23 protein-coding genes are annotated in these 25,481 nt (G+C 67.5%); all 23 read left to right on the forward strand.

Annotated elements, in window-relative coordinates; all coding sequences use genetic code 11:
* Positions 1-12 precede the first annotated feature (12 nt).
* The 23 genes from nuoH to rseP all read left to right on the forward strand — a co-directional run bounded on the left by nuoH (position 13) and on the right by rseP (position 25,271).
* The gene (gene nuoH, locus U742_RS0118680; RefSeq protein ID WP_029355792.1) at positions 13-1,050 is read left to right on the forward strand and encodes an NADH-quinone oxidoreductase subunit NuoH; all 1,038 of its coding nucleotides are present in this window, start codon (positions 13-15) and stop codon (positions 1,048-1,050) included.
* On the forward strand, positions 1,050-1,313 hold the full coding sequence (locus U742_RS0118685; RefSeq protein WP_029355794.1) for a hypothetical protein: 264 nt from the start codon (positions 1,050-1,052) through the stop codon (positions 1,311-1,313). Before nuoH ends, U742_RS0118685 begins: the two co-directional genes overlap by 1 nt.
* Before the next feature lie 10 nt (positions 1,314-1,323).
* Positions 1,324-1,812: an NADH-quinone oxidoreductase subunit NuoI gene (gene nuoI / locus U742_RS0118690; RefSeq protein ID WP_029355795.1), complete on the forward strand. Its 489-nt coding sequence runs from the start codon at positions 1,324-1,326 to the stop codon at positions 1,810-1,812.
* A 91-nt stretch (positions 1,813-1,903) separates the two neighbouring features.
* Entirely contained in the window at positions 1,904-2,509 is a 606-nt protein-coding gene (locus U742_RS0118695) for an NADH-quinone oxidoreductase subunit J (RefSeq protein ID WP_029355796.1), read from the forward strand.
* Positions 2,510-2,512: 3 nt separating this feature from the next.
* On the forward strand, positions 2,513-2,821 hold the full coding sequence (gene nuoK, locus U742_RS0118700) for an NADH-quinone oxidoreductase subunit NuoK (protein WP_029355797.1): 309 nt from the start codon (positions 2,513-2,515) through the stop codon (positions 2,819-2,821).
* Positions 2,822-2,834: 13 nt separating this feature from the next.
* Positions 2,835-4,766: an NADH-quinone oxidoreductase subunit L gene (gene nuoL / locus U742_RS0118705; RefSeq protein ID WP_029355799.1), complete on the forward strand. Its 1,932-nt coding sequence runs from the start codon at positions 2,835-2,837 to the stop codon at positions 4,764-4,766.
* Positions 4,766-6,280, forward strand: a complete 1,515-nt coding sequence (locus tag U742_RS0118710) for an NADH-quinone oxidoreductase subunit M (RefSeq protein ID WP_029355802.1) — start codon at positions 4,766-4,768, stop codon at positions 6,278-6,280. Before nuoL ends, U742_RS0118710 begins: the two co-directional genes overlap by 1 nt.
* Before the next feature lie 46 nt (positions 6,281-6,326).
* The gene (gene nuoN, locus U742_RS0118715; protein WP_029355804.1) at positions 6,327-7,757 is read left to right on the forward strand and encodes an NADH-quinone oxidoreductase subunit NuoN; all 1,431 of its coding nucleotides are present in this window, start codon (positions 6,327-6,329) and stop codon (positions 7,755-7,757) included.
* Between the two features lie 2 nt (positions 7,758-7,759).
* The gene (locus U742_RS0118720) at positions 7,760-8,509 is read left to right on the forward strand and encodes a biotin--[acetyl-CoA-carboxylase] ligase (RefSeq protein ID WP_029355806.1); all 750 of its coding nucleotides are present in this window, start codon (positions 7,760-7,762) and stop codon (positions 8,507-8,509) included.
* 88 nt (positions 8,510-8,597) lie between these two features.
* Complete coding sequence (locus tag U742_RS0118725) at positions 8,598-10,280, forward strand: ribonuclease J (RefSeq protein ID WP_029355807.1); 1,683 nt, start codon at positions 8,598-8,600, stop codon at positions 10,278-10,280.
* Between the two features lie 28 nt (positions 10,281-10,308).
* A complete protein-coding gene (gene mce, locus U742_RS0118730) occupies positions 10,309-10,713 on the forward strand; it encodes a methylmalonyl-CoA epimerase (RefSeq protein WP_029355809.1) in 405 nt (134 codons plus the stop codon).
* 10 nt (positions 10,714-10,723) lie between these two features.
* A complete protein-coding gene (locus U742_RS0118735; protein WP_029355810.1) occupies positions 10,724-10,993 on the forward strand; it encodes a DUF1467 family protein in 270 nt (89 codons plus the stop codon).
* A 438-nt stretch (positions 10,994-11,431) separates the two neighbouring features.
* On the forward strand, positions 11,432-12,754 hold the full coding sequence (gene proS, locus U742_RS0118740) for a proline--tRNA ligase (RefSeq protein ID WP_029355811.1): 1,323 nt from the start codon (positions 11,432-11,434) through the stop codon (positions 12,752-12,754).
* Positions 12,755-12,791: 37 nt separating this feature from the next.
* On the forward strand, positions 12,792-14,102 hold the full coding sequence (locus tag U742_RS0118745) for a lipoprotein-releasing ABC transporter permease subunit (RefSeq protein ID WP_051661360.1): 1,311 nt from the start codon (positions 12,792-12,794) through the stop codon (positions 14,100-14,102).
* A 14-nt stretch (positions 14,103-14,116) separates the two neighbouring features.
* Positions 14,117-14,794 carry an ABC transporter ATP-binding protein gene (locus U742_RS0118750; protein ID WP_029355814.1) on the forward strand — a complete coding sequence of 226 codons (678 nt, stop codon included), beginning with the start codon at positions 14,117-14,119 and terminating at the stop codon, positions 14,792-14,794.
* Positions 14,795-15,123: 329 nt separating this feature from the next.
* Positions 15,124-18,561 (forward strand): DNA polymerase III subunit alpha, encoded by a 3,438-nt coding sequence (dnaE, locus tag U742_RS0118760; protein WP_029355817.1) that lies wholly within the window; start codon positions 15,124-15,126, stop codon positions 18,559-18,561.
* A gap of 231 nt (positions 18,562-18,792) precedes the next feature.
* Positions 18,793-19,791 carry a 30S ribosomal protein S2 gene (locus U742_RS0118765; protein ID WP_029355819.1) on the forward strand — a complete coding sequence of 333 codons (999 nt, stop codon included), beginning with the start codon at positions 18,793-18,795 and terminating at the stop codon, positions 19,789-19,791.
* A 115-nt stretch (positions 19,792-19,906) separates the two neighbouring features.
* Positions 19,907-20,839 (forward strand): translation elongation factor Ts, encoded by a 933-nt coding sequence (gene tsf, locus U742_RS0118770; RefSeq protein ID WP_029355821.1) that lies wholly within the window; start codon positions 19,907-19,909, stop codon positions 20,837-20,839.
* A gap of 111 nt (positions 20,840-20,950) precedes the next feature.
* Positions 20,951-21,682 carry a UMP kinase gene (pyrH, locus tag U742_RS0118775; RefSeq protein WP_029355823.1) on the forward strand — a complete coding sequence of 244 codons (732 nt, stop codon included), beginning with the start codon at positions 20,951-20,953 and terminating at the stop codon, positions 21,680-21,682.
* A 55-nt stretch (positions 21,683-21,737) separates the two neighbouring features.
* The gene (gene frr / locus U742_RS0118780; protein ID WP_029355826.1) at positions 21,738-22,301 is read left to right on the forward strand and encodes a ribosome recycling factor; all 564 of its coding nucleotides are present in this window, start codon (positions 21,738-21,740) and stop codon (positions 22,299-22,301) included.
* An 83-nt stretch (positions 22,302-22,384) separates the two neighbouring features.
* Positions 22,385-23,134 (forward strand): isoprenyl transferase, encoded by a 750-nt coding sequence (locus U742_RS0118785; RefSeq protein WP_029355829.1) that lies wholly within the window; start codon positions 22,385-22,387, stop codon positions 23,132-23,134.
* Between the two features lie 5 nt (positions 23,135-23,139).
* Entirely contained in the window at positions 23,140-23,949 is an 810-nt protein-coding gene (locus U742_RS0118790) for a phosphatidate cytidylyltransferase (protein WP_029355831.1), read from the forward strand.
* 167 nt (positions 23,950-24,116) lie between these two features.
* Entirely contained in the window at positions 24,117-25,271 is a 1,155-nt protein-coding gene (gene rseP / locus U742_RS0118795) for an RIP metalloprotease RseP (RefSeq protein ID WP_029355834.1), read from the forward strand.
* Positions 25,272-25,481: the final 210 nt, after the last annotated feature.

A 25,481-nucleotide genomic window follows, 5' to 3' on the forward strand; every position in this document is an offset into this window, starting at 1 on the left:
GGAGCCCGACCTATGACCGACCCCTCCTGGCTCGACACGCTGCTGCAGGTGCTGCTGATCGCACTGCAGAGCGTCGTGCTGCTCGTCGCGCTGCTTCTGGTGGTGGCCTATGTGCTGCTCGCCGACCGCAAGATCTGGGCGGCGGTGCAACTGCGGCGCGGCCCCAACGTGGTCGGGCCGTTCGGCCTGTTCCAGTCCTTCGCCGACCTTCTGAAGTTCGTGCTGAAGGAGCCGGTGATCCCGGACGGCTCGAACAAGGGCCTGTTCCTGCTTGCGCCCTTCGTCACCTGCCTGCTGGCGCTCGCCGCCTGGGCGGTGGTGCCGCTCGATGCCGGCTGGGTGGTAGCCGACATCAATGTCGGCGTGCTCTACATCTTCGCCATCTCCTCGCTCGGCGTGTACGGCGTGATCATGGCCGGCTGGGCTTCGAACTCGAAGTACCCGTTCCTCTCCGCGCTGCGCGCGGCGGCGCAGATGGTCTCCTACGAGGTCTCGATCGGCTTCGTGATCGTCACCGTGCTGATGTGCGCCGGCTCGCTGAACCTCTCGGCCATCGTGGAGGCGCAGAACGGGGCGTGGGGGCTGTTCGGCTGGTACTGGCTGCCGCTGTTCCCGATGTTCGTGATCTTCTTCGTCTCGGCGCTGGCCGAGACGAACCGCCCGCCCTTCGACCTTGGCGAGGCGGAGTCGGAGCTCGTCGCCGGTTTCATGGTTGAATACGGCTCGACTCCCTACATGATGTTCATGCTCGGCGAATACGTGGCGATCATGACCATGTGCGCCCTCACGACCATCCTGTTCATGGGCGGCTGGCTGCCGCCCTTCCCGGTCGCGCCCTTCACCTGGGTGCCGGGGATCGTGTGGTTCCTGCTCAAGGTCCTGTTCGTCTTCTTCATGTTCGCCATGGTCAAGGCAATGGTCCCGCGCTACCGCTACGACCAGCTCATGCGCCTCGGCTGGAAGGTGTTCCTGCCCATCTCGCTGTTCATGGTCGTCGCGGTCGCGGGCGTGCTGCACTTCACGGGCACGGCGCCCGTGGGAGGTGGATGATGGAAGACACCGCACTTATCGGTCTGTTCGAAGCCTCGATGATCGGCTGGGTCGGGGCGGCCGCCGGCGCCCTGTTCGGCGCCGTCGAGTGGTTCGTGCTGCCCGGCCTGATGGAAAGCTCGATCCGCTCCTCCAAGGAGGGGCGGAAGCTCTCGGCCTCCGAGCTCGAGGGCGTGGTCAAGTGGTGGAAGACGGTGATCCGGGTCGGCGCGGTCAGCATGCCGCTGCTCGGTTTCGGCGTCGCCGTGGCGATGGCGGAATGAGGGACGCGTCATGAGACTGGACCAAGCTGCGCGCTCGCTCTTGCTGACCGAGTTCGTCTCGGCCTTCTTCCTCGCCATGCGGTACTTCTTCAAGCCGAAGGCGACGCTCAACTACCCGTTCGAGAAGGGGCCGGTCTCGCCGCGCTTCCGCGGCGAGCACGCGCTGCGCCGCTACCCGAACGGCGAGGAGCGATGCATCGCCTGCAAGCTGTGCGAGGCGATCTGCCCGGCGCAGGCGATCACCATCGAGGCCGGTCCGCGCCGCAACGACGGCACGCGCCGCACCACGCGCTACGACATCGACATGGTGAAGTGCATCTATTGCGGCTTCTGCCAGGAGGCCTGCCCGGTCGATGCGATCGTCGAGGGACCGAACTTCGAGTTCGCCACCGAGACGCGCGAGGAACTCTATTACGACAAGGCGAAGCTGCTCGCGAATGGCGACCGGTGGGAACGCGAGATCGCGCGCAACATCGCGCTCGACGCGCCCTATCGCTGATCGCGCGGGGACATGAGGTGGACGACGTGACGACAAGGGCCGCACAGGCGCCGGCAGAACGGCGCGCCGGGGCTGAGAGGGGATGCCGGGGATGAGTGTCGCCGCGTTGTTCTTCTATCTTTTCGCGGGGATCGCGGTGGCGTCGGCCTTCATGGTCATCGCCTCGCGCAACCCCGTGCATTCGGTGCTGTTCCTCATCCTCACCTTCGTGAACGCGGCGGGGCTGTTCATCCTGATCGGCGCGGAATTCCTCGCGATGATCCTGGTGGTGGTCTATGTCGGCGCCGTTGCCGTGCTGTTCCTGTTCGTGGTGATGATGCTCGACGTCGACTTCGTCGAGCTGCGGCAGGGCTTCCTGCAGTACCTGCCGATCGGCGCGCTGGTCGGCCTCGTCTTCCTCGCCGAGCTGGTGCTGGTGTTCGGCTCCTGGACCTTCGGCGAGGGCGTGACCGGGGCGGTGGTCGCCACCCCCTCGGACGTGACCAACACGGTGCAGATCGGCCGCGTGCTCTACACCGACTACGTCTATTTCTTTCAGGCGGCGGGGCTGGTGCTCCTCGTCGCGATGATCGGCGCCATCGTGCTGACGCTCCGCCACAAGGAGAACGTCAAGCGCCAGAGCATCGCGGCCCAGAACGCGCGCACCAGGGCGATGGCGATCGACGTCGTCAAGGTACCTTCGGGGAAGGGGCTCTGAGCCATGGTGATCGGCCTCTCCCACTACCTCACCGTCGCGGCGATCCTGTTCACGCTGGGCACGCTCGGCATCTTCCTCAACCGGAAGAACGTCATCGTCATCCTGATGTCGGTCGAGCTGATCCTGCTGTCGGTGAACATCAATTTCGTGGCGTTCTCGACCTTCCTCGGCAACATCACCGGACAGATCTTCGCGCTGTTCGTGCTGACGGTCGCCGCCGCGGAGGCCGCCATCGGCCTCGCCATCCTCGTGGTGTTCTACCGCAACCGCGGTTCGATCGCCGTCGAGGACATCAACACGATGAAGGGCTGAGGGGAGCCGCTCCATGTATCAGGCGATCGTCTTCCTCCCCCTGGCGGGCTTCCTCGTCGCGGGCCTGTTCGGCCGCGTGATCGGCGCGCGGGCCTCCGAGCTCGTCACCACCTGCCTTCTGTTCCTCTCCTGCCTTTTGTCGTGGATCACCTTCATCGACACCGGCTTCAGCCATCACGACGGCACGGTCGAGCTGTTCACCTGGATGGCCGCGGGCGGGCTCGACGTGAAGTGGGCGCTGCGCGTCGACACGCTGACCGCGGTCATGCTGATCGTGGTGACGACGGTGTCCTCGCTCGTGCACCTCTATTCGATCGGCTACATGCACGAGGATCCGAGCCGGCCGCGCTTCTTCGCCTATCTCTCGCTGTTCACTTTCGCCATGCTGATGCTGGTGACGGCGGACAACCTCGTCCAAATGTTCTTCGGCTGGGAGGGCGTCGGTCTCGCCTCCTATCTGCTGATCGGCTTCTGGTACGACAAACCGTCGGCCTGCGCGGCGGCGATGAAGGCTTTCATCGTCAACCGCGTCGGCGATTTCGGCTTCGCGCTCGGCATCTTCGCCGTGTTCTTCATGACCGGCGCGGTCAGCTTCGAGCAGGTGTTCGCCGCGGCGCCCTCGCTCGCCGGCAAGACGCTGCACTTCCTCGGCCATGACTGGGACGCGCCGACCATCATCTGCCTGCTGCTGTTCGTCGGCGCCATGGGCAAGTCGGCGCAGCTCGGCCTGCACACCTGGCTGCCGGACGCGATGGAAGGCCCGACCCCGGTTTCCGCGCTGATCCACGCCGCCACCATGGTGACCGCCGGCGTGTTCATGGTGGCGCGCCTCTCGCCGCTGTTCGAGCTGTCGCAGACGGCGCTGACCGTGGTGGTGTTCTTCGGCGCCTCCACCGCCTTCTTCGCCGCGACGGTCGGCCTCGTGCAGACCGACATCAAGCGGGTGATCGCCTATTCGACCTGCTCGCAGCTCGGCTACATGTTCGTTGCGCTCGGGGTGGGGGCCTATTCGGTGGGTATCTTCCACCTGTTCACCCATGCCTTCTTCAAGGCGCTGCTGTTCCTCGGTGCCGGCTCGGTGATCCACGCCATGCACCACGAGCAGGACATGCGGCACATGGGCGGGCTCTACAAGAAGATCCCGTTCACCTACGCCATGATGCTGATCGGCACGCTGGCGCTGACAGGCTTCCCGTTCACCGCCGGCTACTACTCGAAGGACGCGATCATCGAGGCCTCCTATGCGAGCCATAATCCGCTCGCGACCTACGGCTTCGTGATGACGGTGGTGGCGGCGCTGCTCACCTCGTTCTATTCGTGGCGCCTGGTGTTCCTCACCTTCCACGGCCCGACGCGGGCGGATCACCACACCTTCGACCATGCGCATGAATCGCCGCTGACGATGACCATCCCGCTCGCCGTCCTCGCGGTCGGCGCGCTGGTGGCGGGCGCGGTGTTCTTCCAGTTCTTCGCCGGTCACAGCGTGGAGGAGTTCTTCCGCGAATCCATCTTCATGGGCCCGGAGAACAAGATCCTCGAGGAGATGCACCATCTGCCGGGCTGGGTGCCGTGGGCGCCGACCGTGATGATGGTGATCGGCTTCCTGATCGCCTACTGGATGTACATCCTCCAGCCGGGCGTGCCGGTGGCGCTCGCCAGGCAGAACGACGTGCTGTACCGCTTCCTGCTCAACAAGTGGTACTTCGACGAGATCTACGACTTCCTCTTCGTGCGCAGCGCCAAGTGGCTCGGCCGCTTCCTGTGGAAGGAAGGCGACGGGCGGGTCATCGACGGCTTCGGGCCGGACGGCGTCTCGGCGCGCGTGCTCGACGTCACGCGCAGCGTCGTGCGGCTGCAGACCGGCTATCTCTATCACTACGCGTTCGTGATGCTCGTCGGGGTCGCCGCCCTCATCACCTGGTTCATGTTCGGGGGGGCGCACTGATGTACGACTGGCCGATCCTTTCCGTCGTCACCTTCCTGCCCCTAGTCGGTGCGCTGCTGATCGTGCTGATGATCCGCGGCGACGACGAGGCCGCCAAGCGCAACGCCCGCTGGGTAGCGCTGTGGGCGACGCTGGTCACCTTCGTCATCTCGCTGCTGCTGCTCACCGGCTTCGATCCGGCCGACACCGGCTTCCAGTTCGTCGAGGAACGGGCCTGGCTCGGCGACATCGCCGCCTATCGCATGGGCGTCGACGGCATCTCGCTGCCCTTCGTGCTGCTCACCACCCTGCTCATGCCGATCTGCATCCTCGCTAGCTGGGAGTCGATCCAGGTCCGGGTGAAGGAGTACATGATCTGCTTCCTGGTGCTCGAGACCCTGATGGTCGGCACCTTCTCCGCGCTCGATCTGCTGCTCTTCTACATCTTCTTCGAGGGCGGCCTGATCCCGATGTTCCTGATCATCGGCATCTGGGGCGGCAAACGGCGCATCTACGCGACCTTCAAGTTCTTCCTCTACACGCTCGCCGGCTCGGTGCTGATGATGCTCGCCATCATGGCGATGTACTGGCAGGCCGGCACCACCGACATCCAGGTGCTGCTCACCCACGGCTTCCCGTCCGGCATGCAGCACTGGCTATGGCTTGCCTTCTTCGCCTCCTTCGCGGTGAAGATGCCGATGTGGCCGGTGCACACCTGGCTGCCCGACGCGCATGTCGAGGCGCCGACCGCCGGCTCGGTGATCCTGGCCGGCATCCTCCTGAAGATGGGCGGCTACGGCTTCCTGCGCTTCAGCCTGCCGATGTTCCCCGAGGCCTCGGCCTATTTCGCGCCCTTCGTGTTCACCCTGTCGGTCGTCGCCATCGTCTACACCTCGCTGGTGGCGATGATGCAGGAGGACATCAAGAAGCTGATCGCCTATTCCTCCGTCGCCCATATGGGCTACGTGACCATGGGCATCTTCACCCTGACCCAGGAAGGCATCCAGGGCGCGGTGTTCCAGATGGTGAGCCACGGCTTCGTGTCGGGCGCGCTGTTCCTGTGCGTCGGCGTCATCTACGACCGCATGCACACCCGCGAGATCGCCGCCTATGGTGGGCTCGTGCACCGCATGCCGATCTACGCCACGGTGTTCATGATCTTCACCATGGCCAATGTCGGCCTGCCGGGCACCTCCGGCTTCGTCGGCGAGTTCCTGACGCTGATCGCCACCTTCGGGCGCAACAACTGGGTCGCCTTCTTCGCCACCTCCGGAGTCATCCTCTCGGCCGCCTACGCACTCTGGCTCTATCGCCGGGTGATCTTCGGGCCGCTGGAGAAGGACAGCCTGAAGGACATTCTCGACCTCGACCGGCGCGAGATGACGGCGCTGTTCCCGCTGGTGTTCTTCACCATCCTGTTCGGCGTCTGGCCGGGACCGGTCCTCGACGCGTGCAACGTCGCCGTGCAGGCGATCGTTGCCCGCGCCGACACGCTCGCCGGCACCGTGAAGGCTGCGAGCCTGGTGCTGCCGTGACCATGAGACCGACGCCTGCCCACCCGACGCTTGCGGAGCCTGCCCGATGAACTTCCTTCTGTCCGCCATCGGCCCGGCCCTGCCGGAGGTGCTCATCGCCCTGGCGGCGATCCTCCTGGTACTCTACGGCGCCATCGCCGGCGAGAAGTCCGTCGACACCGTCAACGGACTTGCGCTGGCGGCGCTGTTCGCCGCCCTCGTGCTGGTGGTGCTGGCGCCGTCGCAGGAGGCGGTCGCCTTCGGCGGCAGCTTCCGCGTCGACGCCTTCGGCCGCTTCCTCAAGGTGCTGGCGCTGATCGGCGCGGGCGCGGCGCTGGCCATGTCTGTGGACTGGCTGAAGGTCGAGAAGCAGAGCCGCTTCGAATATGCCGTGCTGGTGCTGCTCTCCACGCTCGGCATGATGATGATGATCTCGGCCGGCGACCTCATCGCGCTCTATATGGGTCTCGAGCTGATGAGCCTCGCGCTCTACGTCATCGCCGCCAACAACCGGGATTCGGTGCGCTCGACTGAAGCGGGCCTGAAGTACTTCGTGCTCGGCGCGCTCTCCTCCGGCATGCTGCTCTACGGCGCCTCGCTCATCTACGGCTTCACCGGCAGCGTGAATTTCGAGCGCATCGCGGAAGCCGCCCGCGAGCCCTCGCTCGGGCTGATCTTCGGCATCGTGTTCCTGTTCGCGGGGCTCGCCTTCAAGGTCTCCGCCGTGCCGTTCCACATGTGGACGCCGGACGTCTATGAGGGCGCGCCGACGCCGGTCACCGCCTTCTTCGCCTCGGCGCCGAAGGTGGCCGCCATCGCGGTGTTCATGCGCGTCGCCATCGAGGCGCTGCCGAACGTCGCGCATCAGTGGCAGCAGATCGTCGTCTTCATCTCGCTCGCCTCGATGGTGCTCGGCGCCTTCGCCGCGATCGGCCAGCGCAACATCAAGCGCCTGATGGCCTATTCCTCGATCGGCCACATGGGTTATGCGCTGGTCGGGCTTGCCGCCGGCACGGAGGAGGGCATCCGCGGCGTGCTGGTCTACATGGCGATCTACATGGCGATGACGCTCGGCACCTTCGCCTGCATCCTCGCCATGCGCCGCAAGGAGGGGACGGTCGAGACCATCGACGACCTCGCCGGCCTGTCGCGCACCCGGCCGATGATGGCCTTCCTGCTGGCGGCGCTGATGTTCTCGCTGGCCGGCATCCCGCCGCTCGCCGGCTTCCTGGCGAAGTACTACGTGTTCCTCGCGGCCATCAAGGCGGGGCTCTATATGCTCTCCGTGGTGGGTGTGCTGGCGAGCGTGGTCGGCGCCTATTACTATCTGCGCATCGTCAAGCTGATGTATTTCGACGAGCCGGCGGCGGCGTTCGAGCCCATGCCGACCGAGCTGCGCGCGGTGCTGGGCATCTCCAGCCTGTTCATCATCCTGCTCTTCGTCTATCCGGCGCCGCTGCTGTCGGCGGCGGGCGCTGCGGCGAGGGCGCTCTTCTGAACATGGGGCGCCCGCACCGGGCGACGCCGGTCGTCCATTTCTCGGCGATCGGCTCGACCAATGCCGAAGGCCTCGCCCGCGCGGAAGGGCCGGCGCCGCTCTGGATCGTCGCCGAGCGGCAGACCGCGGGCAGGGGGCGTCGCGGGCGCCCCTGGAGCTCCGAGCCCGGCAATCTCTATGCCTCGCTGCTGCTGCGCGACGCCGGCCCGCGCGAGCGTCTGCCGGAGCTCTGCTTCGTCTCGGCGCTGGCGCTGCACGACGCGGTCCGCGCGGTGACCGGCATCGATCCCCTGCGCATCGCGCTGAAATGGCCGAACGACGTGCTGGTCGACGGCGGCAAGCTCGCCGGCATCCTGCTCGAAGGCACCACGACGCGCGACGGCGCGACCGCCACGGTGATCGGCTTCGGCGTCAATTGCGCCCATGCCCCGTCCGACACACCCTATCCCGCCGCCAGCCTCGCGGCGGCGGGATTCCCGACCGCGCCGGCGGCGCTACTGGCCTCGCTGGACGAAGCGATGTGCGGCCGGCTGGCGCAGTGGAACCGCGGCGCCGGCTTCGCTGATATCGTCGATGCGTGGAGCCGGCGGACGCCGGGCATCGGGCGCCCGGTCGAGGTCCGGATGGGCGACCGGATGGAGAGCGGAATTTTCGAGGCGCTCGACGCGACGGGGGCGATGCTGTTACGGCGGGCGGACGGATCGCGGCAGACCATCAGCGCCGGCGACGTCTTCCCGTCGGCGCTGCGCTGATCGGGGGCGATATTGGTGCGGCCGGCGCGCGCGGATCACGCCGGTCATTTCAGGATGCATGCCTGTGGCATGACGAAAGGCATTTGAGTTGAGCAAAGCACCGGACGAGCTGGTCTTCGCGCCGCTGGGGGGCGTCGGCGAGATCGGCATGAATCTCGGCCTTTACGGATTCGGCCCGCCGCAACGGCGCAGATGGCTCGCCGTCGACCTCGGCGTGTCCTTCGCCGGCCCGGATGTACCCGGCGTCGACCTCATCATGCCGGATGTCCGCTTCATCGAGGAGGAGCGCGCCAATCTGGTCGGCCTGGCGCTCACCCACGGCCATGAGGACCATGTCGGCGCGCTGCTCGACCTGTGGCCGAAGCTTCAGTGTCCCGTCTATACGACGCCGTTCACGGCGGCGCTGGCCGAGGCGCGACGGCTGAACGAGCCGGGCGCGCCGAAGATCCCGTTCCACGTCGTCCCGTCCGGCGGGCGGGTGGCGATCGGTCCGTTCGACGTCGAGTTCGTGCCGGTCGCGCATTCCATCCCCGACAGCCACGCGCTGGCGCTGCGCACGCCGGTCGGGCTCGTCGTGCACACCGGCGACTGGAAGATCGATCCGACGCCGGTGGTCGGGAACGTCACCGATCCGGAGCGCTTCACCGCGCTCGGGGTGGAGGGCGTCCGGGCGGTGATCTGCGATTCGACCAACGCCATCCGCGATGGCCAGTCGCCCTCCGAGGCGGATGTCGCGGTCACTCTGGCGGAGCTGATCGCCAAGGCACCGCATCGCGTCGCCGTGACCACCTTCGCCTCCAATGTCGCGCGCATCCGTTCGGTCGCCGAGGCGGCGCTGAAGGCGGGACGCGAGGTGGTGCTGGTCGGGCGCGCCATGGAGCGGGTGGTGACGGTCGCCCGCGAGCAGCGCCTGCTCGACGGCCTGCCGCCGTTCCGCCCGGTGGACGCCTATGGCTATCTGCCGCGCGACAAGGTGGTGGCGATCCTCACCGGCAGCCAGGGCGAGCCGCGTGCCGCGCTGGCCCGCATCGCCGACGACGACCATCCGGAGATCGCGCTCTCGGCGGGCGACACGGTGATCTTCTCCTCGCGCACCATCCCCGGCAATGAGCGGGCGGTGAACCGCATCATCAACGCGCTGGTGCTCGACGGCATCCAGGTCGTCACCGACCGGCACGCGCTCGTCCACGTGTCGGGCCACCCCCGGCGCGGCGAGCTGGAGCAGATGTATGGCTGGCTACGCCCGCAGATCTCGGTCCCGGTGCATGGCGAGCCGATGCATCTGGCCGAGCATGCCGACCTCGCGCGCCGCATGGGCGTGCCGGAGATCCTGCGCCTCGTCGACGGCGACATGGTGCGGCTCGCCAGCGCCGACCTCGCAGCAAAGGCGGAGGTGATCGACGAGGTGCCGTTCGGCCGGCTCTACAAGGACGGTCAGGTTCTCGTGAATGCCGATGACCGCGCCATCGCCGAGCGCCGGCGCCTCTCCTTCGCCGGGCTCATCTCGGTGGCGGTGGCGATGAGCGCCAAGGGCGAGCTTGCCGGCGACCCGATGATCGACCTCACCGGCCTGCCGGAGCTCGGGTCGAACGGAACCGCGCTCGCCGAGGTGATCGAGGACGCGGTGCTCGACTGTCTCGAGACCCTGCCCAAGCCGCGCCGGCGCGATCCCGATGCGCTGGCGGAATCCCTGACGCGGGCGGTACGCAGTGCGGTGAACGCCGCCTGGGGCAAGAAGCCACTCTGCCATGTGCTGGTGATCACGGTATGACTGTCGCCGCATCTGTCGGAGGAACGCCATGATCGGCCGTCTCAACCACGTCGCCATCGCCGTGCGCGACATCGCTGCTGCTACTGCGCTCTACCGCGACACGCTCGGTGCGATGGTCTCGGACGCCGTGCCCCAGCCCGAGCACGGCGTCACCACCGTGTTCATCGAGCTGCCGAACACCAAGATCGAGCTCCTGGAGCCGCTGGGCGCGGATTCGCCGATCGCCAAGTTCCTCGACCGCAACCCGGACGGTGGCATCCACCACATCTGCTACGAGGTGGACGACATCCTCGCCGCCCGCGACCGGCTGCAGAAGGACGGTGCCCGGGTGCTGGGCTCGGGCGAGCCGCGCATCGGCGCGCACGGCAAGCCGGTGCTGTTCCTGCACCCGAAGGACTTCTTCGGCACGCTGGTCGAGCTGGAGCAGGCGTGAGCCGACGGCGATGATCCTGGGCGTCACGACCTATATCGCGATCTATTTCATCGTCTGGTGGACAGTGATCTTCGCCGTGCTGCCCTTCGGCGTTCGCTCGCAGCACGAGGAGGGGGATATCGCCGAGGGCACCGAGCCCGGCGCGCCAGCCCGCCCGCTGCTGCTGCGGAAAGTGATCGTCACCACCATCATCGCCACGGTGATCGTGGTGCTGTTCGCCTGGGCGGTGGAGACCGGGCACCTGACGCTCGACATGTTCCCCATGCCCTTCGCCGCGTGAGGGGCGCCGGCGCGCTCATGCGTCAGGTCAAAAAAAGAGGCGAGGCCGAAGCCCCGCCTGCTCTTTTTATCCGCGCCACATTCCCGATTCCGCGCCTGTTGTCGGCGTCCGCCGGGGGGCTTTCTTGTCGTCTATTTCCTCCCGAGACCCAGGCCGGACATCGCATCCTAGGCGACGGCGGACCTCTTTCTAAGGACCGGCACCTTAGAGCACATTTCCGAGGATTGTCATCCTTGCGCCGCAATAGATCGTTTGTGCGTCGCAGCAGCGACATGGACCGGTGGGCGTAGTGGCGAGCGTGTCGCTACGTCACCATCCGGCCCGGCGTCGCGCGATTGTGAGAGCGCGCGTGAGGGCTTGTCTTTTGACGACCGATCCGGTTTCACTCGCCCACCAATTCCGCCGGCCCGCATGCGGGCGAATCGTGAGTCCCGCCTGATGCGCCTGTCCCGCTATTTCCTGCCGATCCTGCGCGAAGTCCCGAAGGAAGCGGAGATCGTCTCCCACCGCCTGATGCTGCGCGCCGGCATGATCCGCCAGGAGGCGGCGGGCATCTATGCGTGGCTGCCGCTCGGCAAGCGCGTGCTCGACAAGATCTGCGACGTCATCCGCGAGGAGCAGAACCGCTCCGGCGCCATCGAGATCCTGATGCCGACCATCCAGTCGGCCGACCTCTGGCGCGAGAGCGGGCGCTATGACGACTATGGCAAGGAGATGCTGCGCATCAAGGACCGGCACGAGCGCGACATGCTGTTCGGGCCGACCAACGAGGAGATGCTCACTGAGATCGTCCGGGCTTATGTGAAGTCCTACAAGGACCTGCCGCTGAACCTCTACCACATCCAGTGGAAGTTCCGCGATGAGGTGCGCCCGCGCTTCGGCGTGATGCGCTCGCGCGAGTTCCTGATGAAGGACGCCTATTCGGTCGACCTCGATTTCGAGAGCGCGGTGACTGCCTATAACCGCATGTTCGTCGCCTATCTGCGCACCTTCGCGCGGCTGGGGCTGAAGGCGATCCCGATGGTCGCCGACACCGGCCCGATCGGCGGCAACCACAGCCACGAGTTCATCATCCTCGCCTCGACCGGCGAGAGCGAGGTGTTCTGCCACGCCGACTATCTGAAGATGGCGACGCCCGGCACCGACGTCGATTTCGGTGACGCCGCCGCCTTGCAGGGAATCGTCGACCAGTGGACGAGCCTCTACGCGGCGACCGAGGAGAAGCACGAACCGGAGGCCTTCGAGAAGGTGCCGCAGAGCCAGCGGCTTTCCGCGCGCGGCATTGAGGTTGGCCACATCTTCTATTTCGGCACCAAATATTCCGAGCCGATGGCCGCCAAGGTGGCCGGCCCCGACGGCGTCGAACGGCCGGTGCACATGGGCTCCTACGGCATCGGTCCGTCGCGTCTGGTGGCGGCGATCATCGAGGCCTGCCACGACGAGAACGGCATCATCTGGCCGGAGGAAGTCGCCCCCTTCCGGGTCGGCATCCTCAACCTCAAGCCCGGCGACGCGGCGACCGACGAGGCGTGCGACGCGCTCTACGCCGAGCTGCAGGCGCGCAAGGTCGACGTGCTCTATGACGACACCGACGAGCGGCCGGGCTCGAAATTCGCCACGGCCGACCTGATTGGCCTGCCCTGGCAGATCATCGTCGGCCCGAAGGGGCTCGCCGCCGGCACGGTCGAGGTCAAGCGCCGCGCCGACGGCTCCCGCGAGACGCTGCCGATCACGGCGGCGCTGTCGCGCATTCTCGAGTGAGGGCAGGGGAGACCGGCAGCTAATGGCCGCCAAGCGCATGGAAGCCGGCGAAGCGGACGTGGCTGCGGCCTCTGCCTTCGAGAAGGAGCGCACCGGCACGCGCCCCTTCAGCGCTTTCGAGTGGATGCTCTCGCTGCGCTATCTGCGCGCGCGCCGCAAGGAAGGCTTCATCTCGGTCATCGCCGGCTTCTCCTTCCTCGGCATCATGCTCGGGGTGGCGACGCTGATCATCGTGATGGCGGTGATGAACGGCTTCCGCACCGAGCTGCTGTCCAAGATCCTCGGCCTCAACGGCCACCTGCTGGTGCAGCCCATCGATTCGCCGTTGCGCGACTATGATGAGGTCGCCAAGCGCATCGCCGGCGTGCCGGGCATCAAGCTCGCGGTGCCGCTGGTCGAGGGGCAGGCGCTGGCCTCCTCGGCCTTCAGCGCCGGCGGCGTACTGGTGCGCGGGCTTTCCGAGAAGGATCTGCGCGCGCTGCCCTCGATCGGCAGCAATATCCGCCAGGGCACGCTCGAAGGTTTCGACGACGGGACGGGGGTTGCCATCGGCAAGCGGCTCGCCGACCAGCTTTCGGTGCGGGCCGGGGACAATGTCACGCTGGTGGCGCCGCGCGGGGCGGTGACGCCGATGGGCACGACGCCGCGCATCAAGGTCTACCGGGTGGCGGCGGTGTTCGAGATCGGCATGTCGGAATATGACAGCGCCTTCGTCTTCATGCCGCTCGCCGAGAGCCAGGCCTATTTCAACAAGGACGGCGACGTCACGGCGATCGAGGTCTACACCGACAATCCGGACAATATCGACCGCTATCGGGCGGCAGTGAACGAGATCGCCGGCCGGCCGATCTACATCGTCGACTGGCGACAGCGGAACGCCACCTTCTTCAACGCGCTGCAGGTCGAGCGCAACGTGATGTTCCTGATCCTCACCCTCATCGTGGTGGTGGCGGCCTTCAACATCGTCTCCGGCCTCAACATGCTGGTGAAGGACAAGGGCCGCGACATCGGCATCCTGCGCACCATGGGGGCGACGCGCGGGGCGATCATGCGCATCTTCCTCGTCACCGGCGCGGCGATCGGCGTGGTCGGCACGCTGGCGGGCTTCCTGCTCGGGCTGGTGGTGTGTCTCAATGTCGAGGAGATTCGCCAGTTCATCTCCTGGCTGACGGCGACCGAGCTCTTCTCGCCGGAGCTCTACTATCTCTCGCGCCTGCCGGCCGAGATGAATGCCGGGGAGACCACGGCGGTGGTCATCATGGCCCTGGTGCTGTCCTTCCTCGCGCCGCTCTACCCGTCCTGGCGCGCCGCGCGCCTCGACCCGGTCGAAGCGCTCCGTTACGAGTAGGCGGAGGAAAGCCCGTGCCCGCGCTCCGTCTTCAAGGCATCGAACGCCGCTACACGCAGGGCGCCGGCACGCTCGACATCCTGCGCGGCGCCAGCCTCTCGGTGGAGGAGGGGCAGTCGGTGGCGCTGGTCGCCCCGTCCGGCACCGGCAAGTCGACGCTGTTGCACATCGCCGGCCTGCTCGAGCATCAGGACGCCGGAGAGGTCTTCGTGGGCGGCCAGCCGACCGCCGGCCTGCCGGATGCCGAGCGCACGCGCATCCGGCGCACCGACATCGGCTTCGTCTACCAGTTCCACCATCTGCTGCCGGAGTTCTCGGCCGGCGAGAACGTGATGCTGCCGCAGATGATCCGCGGCCTCTCGCGCAAGGAGGCCTCGGCGCGGGCGAGCGAGCTGCTCTCCTATCTCGGCCTCGGCAAGCGGCTGGAACACCGGCCGGGCGAGCTTTCGGGCGGCGAGCAGCAGCGCGTCGCCATCGCCCGCGCGGTGGCCAACGCGCCCCGCCTGCTGCTGGCGGACGAGCCGACCGGCAATCTCGATCCGCATACCGCCGACCACGTGTTCCGCGCGCTGCAGCAGCTTGTCGAGGCGACCGGCCTCGCCGCCATCATCGCCACCCACAATCTCGACCTCGCCGCGCGCATGCACCGCCGCGTGACGCTGCGCGAGGGCCGCCTGGTCGAGATGGAATGAGGATTCCGATTCCGTAAACCACGATCTGGAACAGATGGGGAACATGATTGACGATCGAACGTAAGAGGAACAATGTTCCTTGTATGTTCACTCCCTGACCAATAGGAGGTCGTCATGATCCGTATCGTGATCGAGGAAGTCGCCGCCCTGTCGTCCCTCGGGCTGTTCGTCGCCATGATCGGCGTCTGGGCGGGCGTGATCGGCGGGCTGTGAGGCTCGTCGCCGCCGGCGGCTCCGCTGGGAAGAACGGGGACGACCGGCCTGGAAGGGTCGACTCGAACGGCAAGGACGCCCACCATTTCCCGGTCGAGTCGCAGGGGAGATATGAGATGGGTGTGGCGGATGTCGGGTTTGTGCACCTGCACCTGCATTCCTCCTACTCGCTGCTCGAAGGTGCGCTGAGCATCGGCAAGCTCGCCGAGCTCGCCAAGAAGGACCGCCAGCCGGCGCTGGCGCTGACCGACACCGGCAATCTGTTCGGCGCGCTGGAATTCTCCGAGAAGATGGCCGGCTCCGGCATCCAGCCTATCCTCGGCTGCGCGCTCGCTATCGATTTCGCCGACCAGCAGCGCGGGCGCGGGATGCCGGCCGGGGAACTGCCGCGCATCGTCCTGCTGGCGACGAATGAGGACGGCTGGCGCAACCTGATGGCGCTGGTCTCGCGCAGCCATCTCGACACAGCCTCCGATGGCGCGCCGCACATCAAGCCGGAATGGCTCGCCGCGCGCGCGACCGGACTGATCGCGCTGACGGGCGGGCCGACCGGCCCCATCGACCGCGCCTTCGTCGGCGGCAATGGCGAGCTGGCCGAGGAGCGGCTGAAGGCGCTCGCGGCCATGTTCGGCGACCGGCTCTATGTCGAGGTCCAGCGGCACGGCGCGGCGGAGGAGAGGGCCGTCGAGGGCGATCTCCTGTCGTTGGCCTACCGTCTGAACCTGCCCATCGTCGCCACCAACGAGCCCTTCTTCGCCAGCGAGGAGGACTATGAGGCGCATGACGCGCTGATCTGCATCGCCGAGGGGCGGCTGGTGGCCGAGGACGGGCGCCGCCAGCTCACTCCCGAGCACCGTTTCCGCACCCGGGCGGAGATGCAGGCGCTGTTCGCCGATCTGCCGGAGGCGCTTGCGAACACGGTCGAGATCGCGCGGCGCTGCGCCTATCGCCCGCGCACGGTGAAGCCGATCCTGCCCCGTTTCGCGCAGGACCGCGACGAGGCTGAGGAGCTGCGCATCCAGGCGGAGGAGGGGCTGGAGCGGCGTCTCGCCGTGCACGGGCCGGCACCGGGTCTCACCCGCAAGGACTACGACGACCGGCTCGCCTTCGAGCTCGGCATCATCAACCGGATGAAGTTCCCCGGCTACTTCCTGATCGTGTCGGACTTCATCAAATGGGCGAAGGCGCACGGCATCCCGGTCGGACCGGGGCGCGGCTCGGGCGCCGGCTCGCTGGTCGCCTATTCGCTGACCATTACCGACCTCGATCCGTTGCGCTTCGGGCTGCTGTTCGAGCGCTTCCTGAACCCCGAGCGCGTGTCGATGCCGGACTTCGACATCGACTTCTGCCAGGAGCGGCGCGACGAGGTCATCAAGTACGTCCAGCAGCGCTATGGCCGCGATCAGGTGGCGCAGATCATCACCTTCGGCACACTGCAGGCGCGCGGCGTGCTGCGCGACGTCGGGCGTGTGCTGGAGATGCCGTACGGCCAGGTCGACAAGCTGTGCAAGCTGGTGCCGCAGAACCCGGCCAACCCGGTGACGCTTGCCCGCGCCATCGAGGACGAGCCGCGGCTTCAGGCCGAGCGCGACGCGACCCCCGTCGTGAAGCGTGCCTTCGACATCGCGGTTCGGCTCGAAGGCCTGAACCGGCATGCCTCGACCCACGCCGCCGGCATCGTGATCGGCGACCGGCCGCTCGCCGAGCTGGTGCCGCTCTACCGCGATCCGCGCTCCGACATGCCGGTGACCCAGTACAACATGAAATGGGTCGAGCAGGCGGGGCTGGTGAAGTTCGACTTCCTCGGCCTGAAGACGCTCACCGTGCTGCAGACGGCGGTGCGTCTGCTCGCCCAGCGCGGCATCGAACTCGACCTCGGCACCATCCCGCTCGACGATCCCAAGAGCTACGCCATGCTGACCCGCGGCGAGACGGTCGGCGTGTTCCAGGTGGAAAGCTCAGGCATGCGGCGCGCGCTCGTCGACATGAAGCCGGACCGGCTGGAGGACATCATCGCGCTGGTGGCGCTCTACCGGCCCGGCCCTATGGCGAACATCCCGGTCTATTGCGCCGTCAAGAATGGGCAGGAGAAGGCCGAATATGTCCACCCCGCGCTGGAAGCGAGCCTGAAGGAGACCTACGGCGTCATCATCTACCAGGAACAGGTGATGCAGATCGCCCAGACGCTCTCGGGCTATTCGCTCGGCGAGGCGGACCTGCTGCGCCGCGCCATGGGCAAGAAGATTCGTGCCGAGATGGACAAGCAGCGCGAGCGCTTCGTCTCCGGCGCGGTGGAGCGCGGCGTCGCCAAGGCTAAGGCGTCCGAGATCTTCGACCTGCTCGCCAAGTTCGCGGACTACGGCTTCAACAAGAGCCACGCCGCCGCCTATGCGCTGGTCGCCTACCAGACCGCCTTCATGAAGGCGAACTACCCGACCGAGTTCCTCGCCGCCTCCATGTCGCTCGACATGTCGAACACCGACAAGCTCGCCGAATTCCGGCAGGAGGCGCAGCGGCTCGGCATCGAGGTGGTGCCGCCCTCGGTGAACTGGTCGGGCCGCGAGTTCCAGACCAAGGACGGGCGCATCCTCTATGCGCTGGCGGCGGTGAAGGGGGTGGGCGTCCACGCGGTCGACGCCATCGTCGAGGCGCGCGGCGATCGGCCGTTCACCGATCTCGCGGATTTCGCCGCGCGCATCAATGCCAAGGCGCTGAACAAGCGGACGCTGGAAAGCCTCGCCAATGCCGGCGCCTTCGACGCCCTTGAGCCGAACCGGGCCAGGGCGGCGGCGGCGATCGATTCGATCCTTGCCTATGCGCAGCGGGTCGGGGCGGATGCCGAATCCGGCCAGACAGACTTCTTCGGCGGCGGCGCGGTGAAGGCCGATCTGCCCTTGCCGAATGCCGAGCCGTGGCTCCCCGCCGAGCGGCTGCAGAAGGAGTATGACGCCATCGGCTTCTTCCTCACCGGCCATCCGCTCGACGACTACGGCAAGGCGCTGGAGCGCATGCGGGTGCAGCGCTGGAGCGATTTCTCGCGCGCCGTCCGGGCCGGGGCCTCGGCGGGCCGGCTCGCCGCGACGGTGGTGAGCAAGCAGGAGCGCCGCACCAAGACCGGCAACAAGATGGGCATCGTCGGATTGTCCGACCCTTCGGGACAGTTTGAGGCGGTGCTGTTCTCCGAGACGCTGGCGCAATATCGCGAGCTGCTGGAGCCGGGCCGGGCGCTGCTGCTGCACGTCGCCGCCGAGCTGCAGGGCGAGGATGTACGCGCCCGAATCCAGACGGTCGAGCCGCTCGACAAGGCGGCGTCGCAGATGCAGAAGGGCCTTCGCATCTTCCTGCGCTCGCCCGATCCGCTGGACAGCGTCGCCTCGCGGCTCGGCACCCTCGCCGGCAATCGCGGCGACGGGGAGGTCGCCTTCGTGCTGATGCTCGGCGAGCGCGGCGGCACCGAGGTCGAGGTGAAGCTGCCGGGCCGCTTCAGCCTGACGCCGCAGATCGCCGGCGCGATCAAGGCGGTGCCCGGCGTGGTCGCCGTCGAGGCGCATTGAGCGGCGCGCCGGGCTGATCTGCCGTAACGTCTCGGTGTCCGGCTTGCGCCGACGCCCCAGCTCGCCTATAAGCCGCGCCATCCCGCACGCGGACTGCGGCCGGGCGTCCTTTCTGCATGGCTTCTCGAAAGTCCACGCTTCAGGTCGCCACCATCGGCCGTTCCGGTGCTGACGTCGGCATCCCGCCGGCGCAGCCACGTCCGCGGAGGTCTAACCGGAAGAGAGACGACGATGGCACTTCCTGATTATTCCATGCGCCAGCTTTTGGAAGCCGGCGTGCACTTCGGTCACCAGTCGCACCGCTGGAACCCGAAGATGGCTCCGTACATCTTCGGCACCCGCAACAACATCCATATCATCGACCTTGCCCAGACGGTGCCCTCGCTGCACCGCGCGCTGCAGGCGGTGTCCGACACCGTGGCCCGCGGCGGCCGCGTGCTGTTCGTCGGCACCAAGCGTCAGGCGGCCGATGCGGTGGCCGACGCGGCGAAGCGCTCGGCCCAGTACTATGTGAACTCCCGCTGGCTCGGCGGCATGCTGACCAACTGGAAGACCATCTCGCACTCCATCGCCCGCCTGAAGAAGCTCGAGGAGCTGCTCGGCGCCGGCGAGGGCGTCGGCTACACCAAGAAGGAGCGGCTGACCCTGCAGCGCGAGAAGGAGAAGCTCGACCGCGCGCTCGGCGGCATTCGCGACATGGGCGGCCTGCCGGACCTCCTGTTCGTGATCGACACGAACAAGGAAGACCTCGCGGTCGCCGAGGCCCGCCGTCTCGGCATCCCGGTCGCGGCGATCCTCGATACCAACTGCGATCCGGACGGCATCGCCTTCCCGGTGCCGGGCAATGACGACGCCGGCCGCGCCATCAACCTCTATTGCGACCTCATCGCCCGCGCCGCGATCGACGGCATCGGCCGCGCCCAGGGCGACAGCGGCATCGATCTCGGTGCCGCCGAGGCTCCGCTGATGGAGGACCTGCCGACCGAGTCGACCTGGCACAGCTTCGAGCCGCTGTCGGGCCCGCGCGGCATCGCCGACGACCTGAAGAAGCTCACCGGCGTGTCGCCGGCCATCGAGAAGAAGCTGACCGATCTCGGCATCTTCCACTTCTCGCAGATCGCCGGCCTCGATGCGCAGGACGCCCATCGCCTCGGCGAGGAAGTCGGGCTGCCGGGCCGCGTCGACGGCTGGATCGCGCAGGCGAAGGGTCTGACCGCCGAGGTCGAGTGACGCTTCTGCCTTCCGGCACTCACGAGTGCCGGCTCAATCTGATCACGGCCGGCCCGGAAACCTCCGGCCGGCCGTTCCGTCGAAATGACATTTGCTATCTGTGCGAGGGACTGACATGGCCAACATCACCGCGGGCATGGTGAAAGAGCTGCGCGACAAGACCGGCGCCGGCATGATGGACTGCAAGGCCGCGCTCACCGAGGTCGCCGGCGACATCGAGGCGGCGGTCGACTGGCTGCGCAAGAAGGGTCTCGCCAAGGCCGCCAAGAAGGCCGGGCGTGTGGCCGCCGAGGGCCTGATCGGGCTCGTCGTCGCGGGCGGCAAGGGCGTCGTCGTCGAGGTGAACTCGGAGACCGACTTCGTCGCGCGCAACGAGCAGTTCCAGGCGCTGGTGCGCGGCATCGCCGATGTCGCCCTCAAGGCCGGTGACGATGTCGAGGCGATCAAGGCGGCTGCCTATGGCGCCGGCGGCACGGTGGCCGACGCCATCAACAGCGCCGTCGCCACCATCGGCGAGCACATGAACCTGCGCCGCGCCAAGGAGATTTCGGTCGCGCAGGGTGCGGTCGGCTCCTATGTGCACGGCTCGGTCGGCGAGGGCCTCGGCAAGATCGGCGTGCTCGTCGCGCTCGAATCGACCGGCAAGGCTGACGAGCTGGCGGCTCTCGGCCGCCAGATCGCCATGCATGTCGCCGCCGCCAACCCGCAGGCGCTTGACGCCGCCGGTATCGATCCGGACGTGGTCGCCCGCGAGCGCGGCGTGCTGGCCGAGAAGGCCAAGGCGTCCGGCAAGCCGGACAACGTCGTCGAGAAGATCGTCGAGAGCGGCCTGAAGACCTTCTACAAGGAAGTCACGCTCGTCGATCAGGCCTTCGTGCACGATCCCTCCAAGACCGTCGCCCAGGCGGTGAAGGAGGCCGAGGGCAAGGTCGGCGCGCCGATCAAGCTTGCCGGCTTCGTGCGCTTCGGTCTCGGCGAGGGCGTCGAGAAGGACGAGAGCGACTTTGCCGCCGAAGTGGCCAAGGCGGCCGGTCAGACCGCCGCCTGATCGGATCGGGACGTTGAAAACGCACGCCGCGCCCCTGACGGGTGGTGCGGCGTGCTTTATTTTGCCGGCGGACCTGATAAGCCCGGCATCCGGATCAAGCGAGGGGCCAGCGTGACGGCGAAGGCAGCGGGCGGACCGATCTATAAGCGCGTACTCGTCAAGGTGTCCGGCGAGGCGCTGATGGGCACCGAGGCGTTCGGCCTGCACTGGCCGACCATCGAGAACATCGCCCGCGACCTGGTCGAGGCGCACAGGGCCGGCGCGCAGATCGCGGTCGTGGTCGGCGGGGGCAACATCCTTCGCGGCGCCAGCGTCGCCGGCAAGGGCCTTGACCGGGCGACCGCCGACAATATGGGCATGCTGGCGACGGTGATGAACGCGCTGGCGCTGGAGAAGGCCATCGAGGCCGCGGGCGCGCCCGCCCGCACGCTCTCCGCCATCCCGATGCCGACGATCTGCGAGCCTTACGCCCGCCAGCCGGCGGCGCGGCATCTGGCGCGCGGGCGCATCGTCCTGCTCGCTGGCGGCACCGGCAATCCCTATTTCACCACCGATACCGGGGCGGTGCTGCGCGCGGCAGAGCTGAGCTGCGACGCGGTGATGAAGGCGACCAATGTCGACGGCGTCTACACGGCCGATCCCAAGATCGACCCAAAGGCGACGCGCTACGACCGGCTGACCCATGACGAGGCGCTCGCCAGGGACCTCAAGGTGATGGATGCCGCCGCCTTCGCGCTTGCCCGCGAGGCTCGCTTACCGATAATCGTGTTCTCTATTCGCGAGCCGGGGGCGATTGCCGCCGCTCTGCGCGGGGAGGGGCACGCGACCACGGTCGCGCCTTGAGCCGCGGCGCGGCCTTTCCGGCGGGACCAGACAAATCAACGAAACGGGGTCCGATATGACCGACGGTCCAATCGATGTTGCCGATCTGAAGCGCCGCATGCAGGGCGCCATCGGTGTTCTCAAGCACGAGCTCGGCGGCCTGCGCACCGGGCGGGCATCGGCGAGCCTGCTCGAACCGATCCAGGTCGATGCCTATGGCTCGCACATGCCGCTCAACCAGGTCGCTTCAGTGAACGTGCCCGAGCCGCGCCTGCTCTCCGTGCAGGTGTGGGACCGGGGCATGGTCAACGCGGTGGAGAAGGCGATTCGCGATTCGAATCTCGGCCTCAATCCGCAGTCCGAGGGCCAGGTGATCCGCGTGCGCATTCCCGAGCTCACGCAGGAGCGCCGCCAGGAGATGGTGAAGGTCGCGCACAAATATGCCGAGGCGGCGCGCGTCTCGGTGCGCCATGTGCGCCGCGACGGGCTCGACCTGCTCAAGAAAGCCGAAAAAGACGGCGACGCGAGCTCGGACGATCTGGATCGCATGGCCGATCAGGTGCAGAAAGCTACCGACCAGGCGATCGCCGAGATCGATCAGGTTCTCAGCTCCAAGGAAAAGGAAATCCTCGCCGTGTGAGCGGGCGGGGATTGCTCTCGATCGGGGAGGCGGGGCGGCCCGCCGCGAAGATGGCCAATCGCGACGCGCCGCAGGGCGCCCACATGCAGCCGGTGGCGGGAGAGCCCGGAGCGCTCCCGCAATCCCTGCCGCGCCACGTCGCGATCATCATGGACGGCAACGGGCGCTGGGCGAAGGCGCGCGGCCTGCCCCGCTTCGAGGGGCACCGGCGGGGCGTCGAGGCGGTGCGCCGCACTGTGCGGGCAGCGACCGAGCTCGGCATCGAGGCGCTCACCATCTACAGCTTCTCCAGCGAGAACTGGTCCCGCCCAGCGACCGAGATCGCCGATCTGATGGGCCTGCTGAAGCGGTTCATCCGCAACGACCTCGCGACGCTGCACGAGCAGAACGTCGCGGTGCGGGTGATCGGCGAGCGGCCGGAGCACGATGCCGAGATCAGCGCGCTGCTCGACGAGGCCGAGCAGTTGACGCGTGGCAATGCCGGACTCAAGCTCACCGTCGCCTTCAATTATGGCGCCCGCAACGAGATCGCCCGCGCCGCGCGCCGGCTGGCGGAGGACGTGAAGGCGGGACGCCTGCAGCCGGCCGACATCACGCCGGAGCGCCTTGGCGACGCGCTCGACACGGCCGGCCTGCCGCCGCTCGATCTCGTCATCCGCACCAGCGGCGAGCAGCGCCTCTCCAACTTCCTGCTGTGGCAAGCGGCCTATGCCGAGCTGGTGTTCCTGCCCGTACTGTGGCCCGACTTTGACCGTGCCGCGCTCGAGGAAGCGCTCGCCGAGTATGGCCGCCGCGAACGCCGCTTCGGCGGCGTCGACGCTGCCGGGCGCTGAAAACCTTGGTCATCGGCGCCGATTTCCTTCCGCGCCTCTGCTCGGCGCTGGTGCTGGGACCGCTCGTCCTCGTGCTCGCCTGGCTGGGCGGCTGGCCCTTCGCCGTGCTTCTGGCGGCGATCGCGGTGCTGGTGTGGCGCGAATGGGCGGTCATGAGCGGCCTCGCGCCGTCCGTGCCGGCACTGGCGCTCGGCGGCGCGGCGATACTGACCGCGATGGCCGCGCTCGCGAGTGGGGCAGCGCCTGCCGGGCTGGTCGCCCTGATTCTCGGCCTCGCCGCCGTGGCGCTGGTGGCGCGACCGCGCTGCTGGGCACTCTCGGGCCTGCTCTATGCCGCCGTCGCCGGCCTTGCGCCGCTGCTGCTGCGGGGCGATCCGCAGATCGGGCTGGCGGCGATCTTCTGGCTGATCGCCGTGGTCTGGGCGACCGACATCGCCGCTTATTTCTGCGGCCGGCTGCTCGGCGGGCCGAGGCTCTGGCCGCGCGTGAGCCCCAACAAGACCTGGTCCGGCGCGATCGGGGGCGCGCTGTTCGGCACGCTGGCGGGCGTGCTCGTCGCGCGGGCCTTCGGTGTCGAGGCAACACTCGGCCTCGCTCTGGTGAGCCTCGTCGCCAGCGCCGTCTCCCAGGGTGGGGACCTCTTCGAATCCGCGATGAAGCGGCATTTCCACGTGAAGGATTCGGGCGCACTGATCCCCGGCCATGGCGGGCTGATGGACCGTCTCGACGGGCTCATCGCGGCCGCCGCGTTCGCCGTGCTCGTCGGTCTGGCGCGCAATCCGCTGGCGGTGGGGCAGGGGCTGCTGCTGTGGTAGCGGCGCCATGCCGCCGCGCCACGTGCCGCATTCCGCAGCGTCATCGTTATGCTTAATGAATGCTATCTTAGGCAAATTCGACCGAAGCCCTTGCCCAAGTTCGCCGCAAAGGCATCCTAGGAAAGAAGGCGAGAGCGGCCGGTTGCGCGCCGTGAGGGATCAAGCGAATGGATATCTTTTCGGCGGCGACCGGCAACATCGGCTGGCTTCTCGGCTATGTCATCCCGTTCCTGTTCGTGCTGACGATCGTCGTCTTCTTCCATGAGCTCGGCCACTTCTGGGTGGCGCGCAGGGCCGGCGTGAAGATCGAGACCTTCTCGCTCGGCTTCGGCCCCGAGATCGCCGGCTTCAACGACCGGCACGGCACGCGCTGGCGTCTCGCGGCGATTCCGCTCGGCGGCTATGTGAAGTTCTTCGGCGACGAGAATGCCGCGAGCGTGCCGGACCACGACAGCATCGCCGCGATGAACGAGGCGGATCGCTCGCGCAGCTTCTTCCACAAGTCGGTCGGCTGGCGCGCCGCCATCGTGGCCGCCGGGCCGATCGCCAATTTCATCCTCGCCATCGTCATCTTCGCCGCCCTCTTCATGACGACCGGCCGGCAGGTGGCGACCCCCGTGGTCGATTCCGTGCAGGCGGGCAGCGCGGCCGAGCGGGCCGGCTTCCAGCCCAAGGACCTGATCCTGTCGATCGACGGCGAGCCGATCGAGACCTTCGCCGACATGCAGCGCATCGTCAGCGCCAAGGCCGACGTGCCGCTCAAGATCGTGGTGGAGCGCGATGGCGCGCCGTTCGACCTGACGGCGACGCCCGAGCGCCGTGAGGTGGCTGATCCGTTCGGCGGGAAGCATGCCATCGGCGTGCTGGGCATTGCCCGCTCCAGCGACAACGGCGCGGTCAAGGTCCAGCGATTCGGCCCGGTCGACTCGGTGGTGATGGCGACCAAGGAAGTCTGGTTCATCGTCGACCGCACCTTCTCCTATCTCGGCGGCGTGGTGACCGGCCGGGAATCGACCGACCAGCTCGGCGGTCCCATCCGAATCGCCCAGGTCTCCGGACAGGTCGCCACCTTCGGATTCGCGCCGCTGATGCAGCTCGCGGCGGTTCTCTCCGTCTCGATCGGCCTCCTGAACCTCTTCCCGATACCGCTTCTCGACGGCGGGCATCTGCTGTTCTATGCGGTCGAAGCCCTGCGCGGCCGCCCGCTGAGCGCACGCACCCAGGAGATGGGCTTCCGCATCGGGCTTGCCTTCGTGGTCATGCTGATGCTGTTCGCCACATGGAACGACATCCTCAATATCCTTAACATATCAAAATCTTGACCTTGATTCGGTCAGGCGTTGCCGGATGGCCACGCCTGACCGAAAAGGGACTTTGTCAGGGGGCGGTCCGGTTTGCAGGTATGGCAAAAGCCTGTACAAGCGAGGCTGCAGGGGTGAGAGCCCGTGCCCGTATGCGCATGTATTCGCGGGCACTGGCTCCAGAACAACGGTAAGGTTGCGCACCAGATGGCTGCTCGTGTCCGGTCTATG

This window comes from Allobosea sp. 117, from assembly GCF_000702305.1.
Lineage (GTDB): Bacteria > Pseudomonadota > Alphaproteobacteria > Rhizobiales > Xanthobacteraceae > Ancylobacter.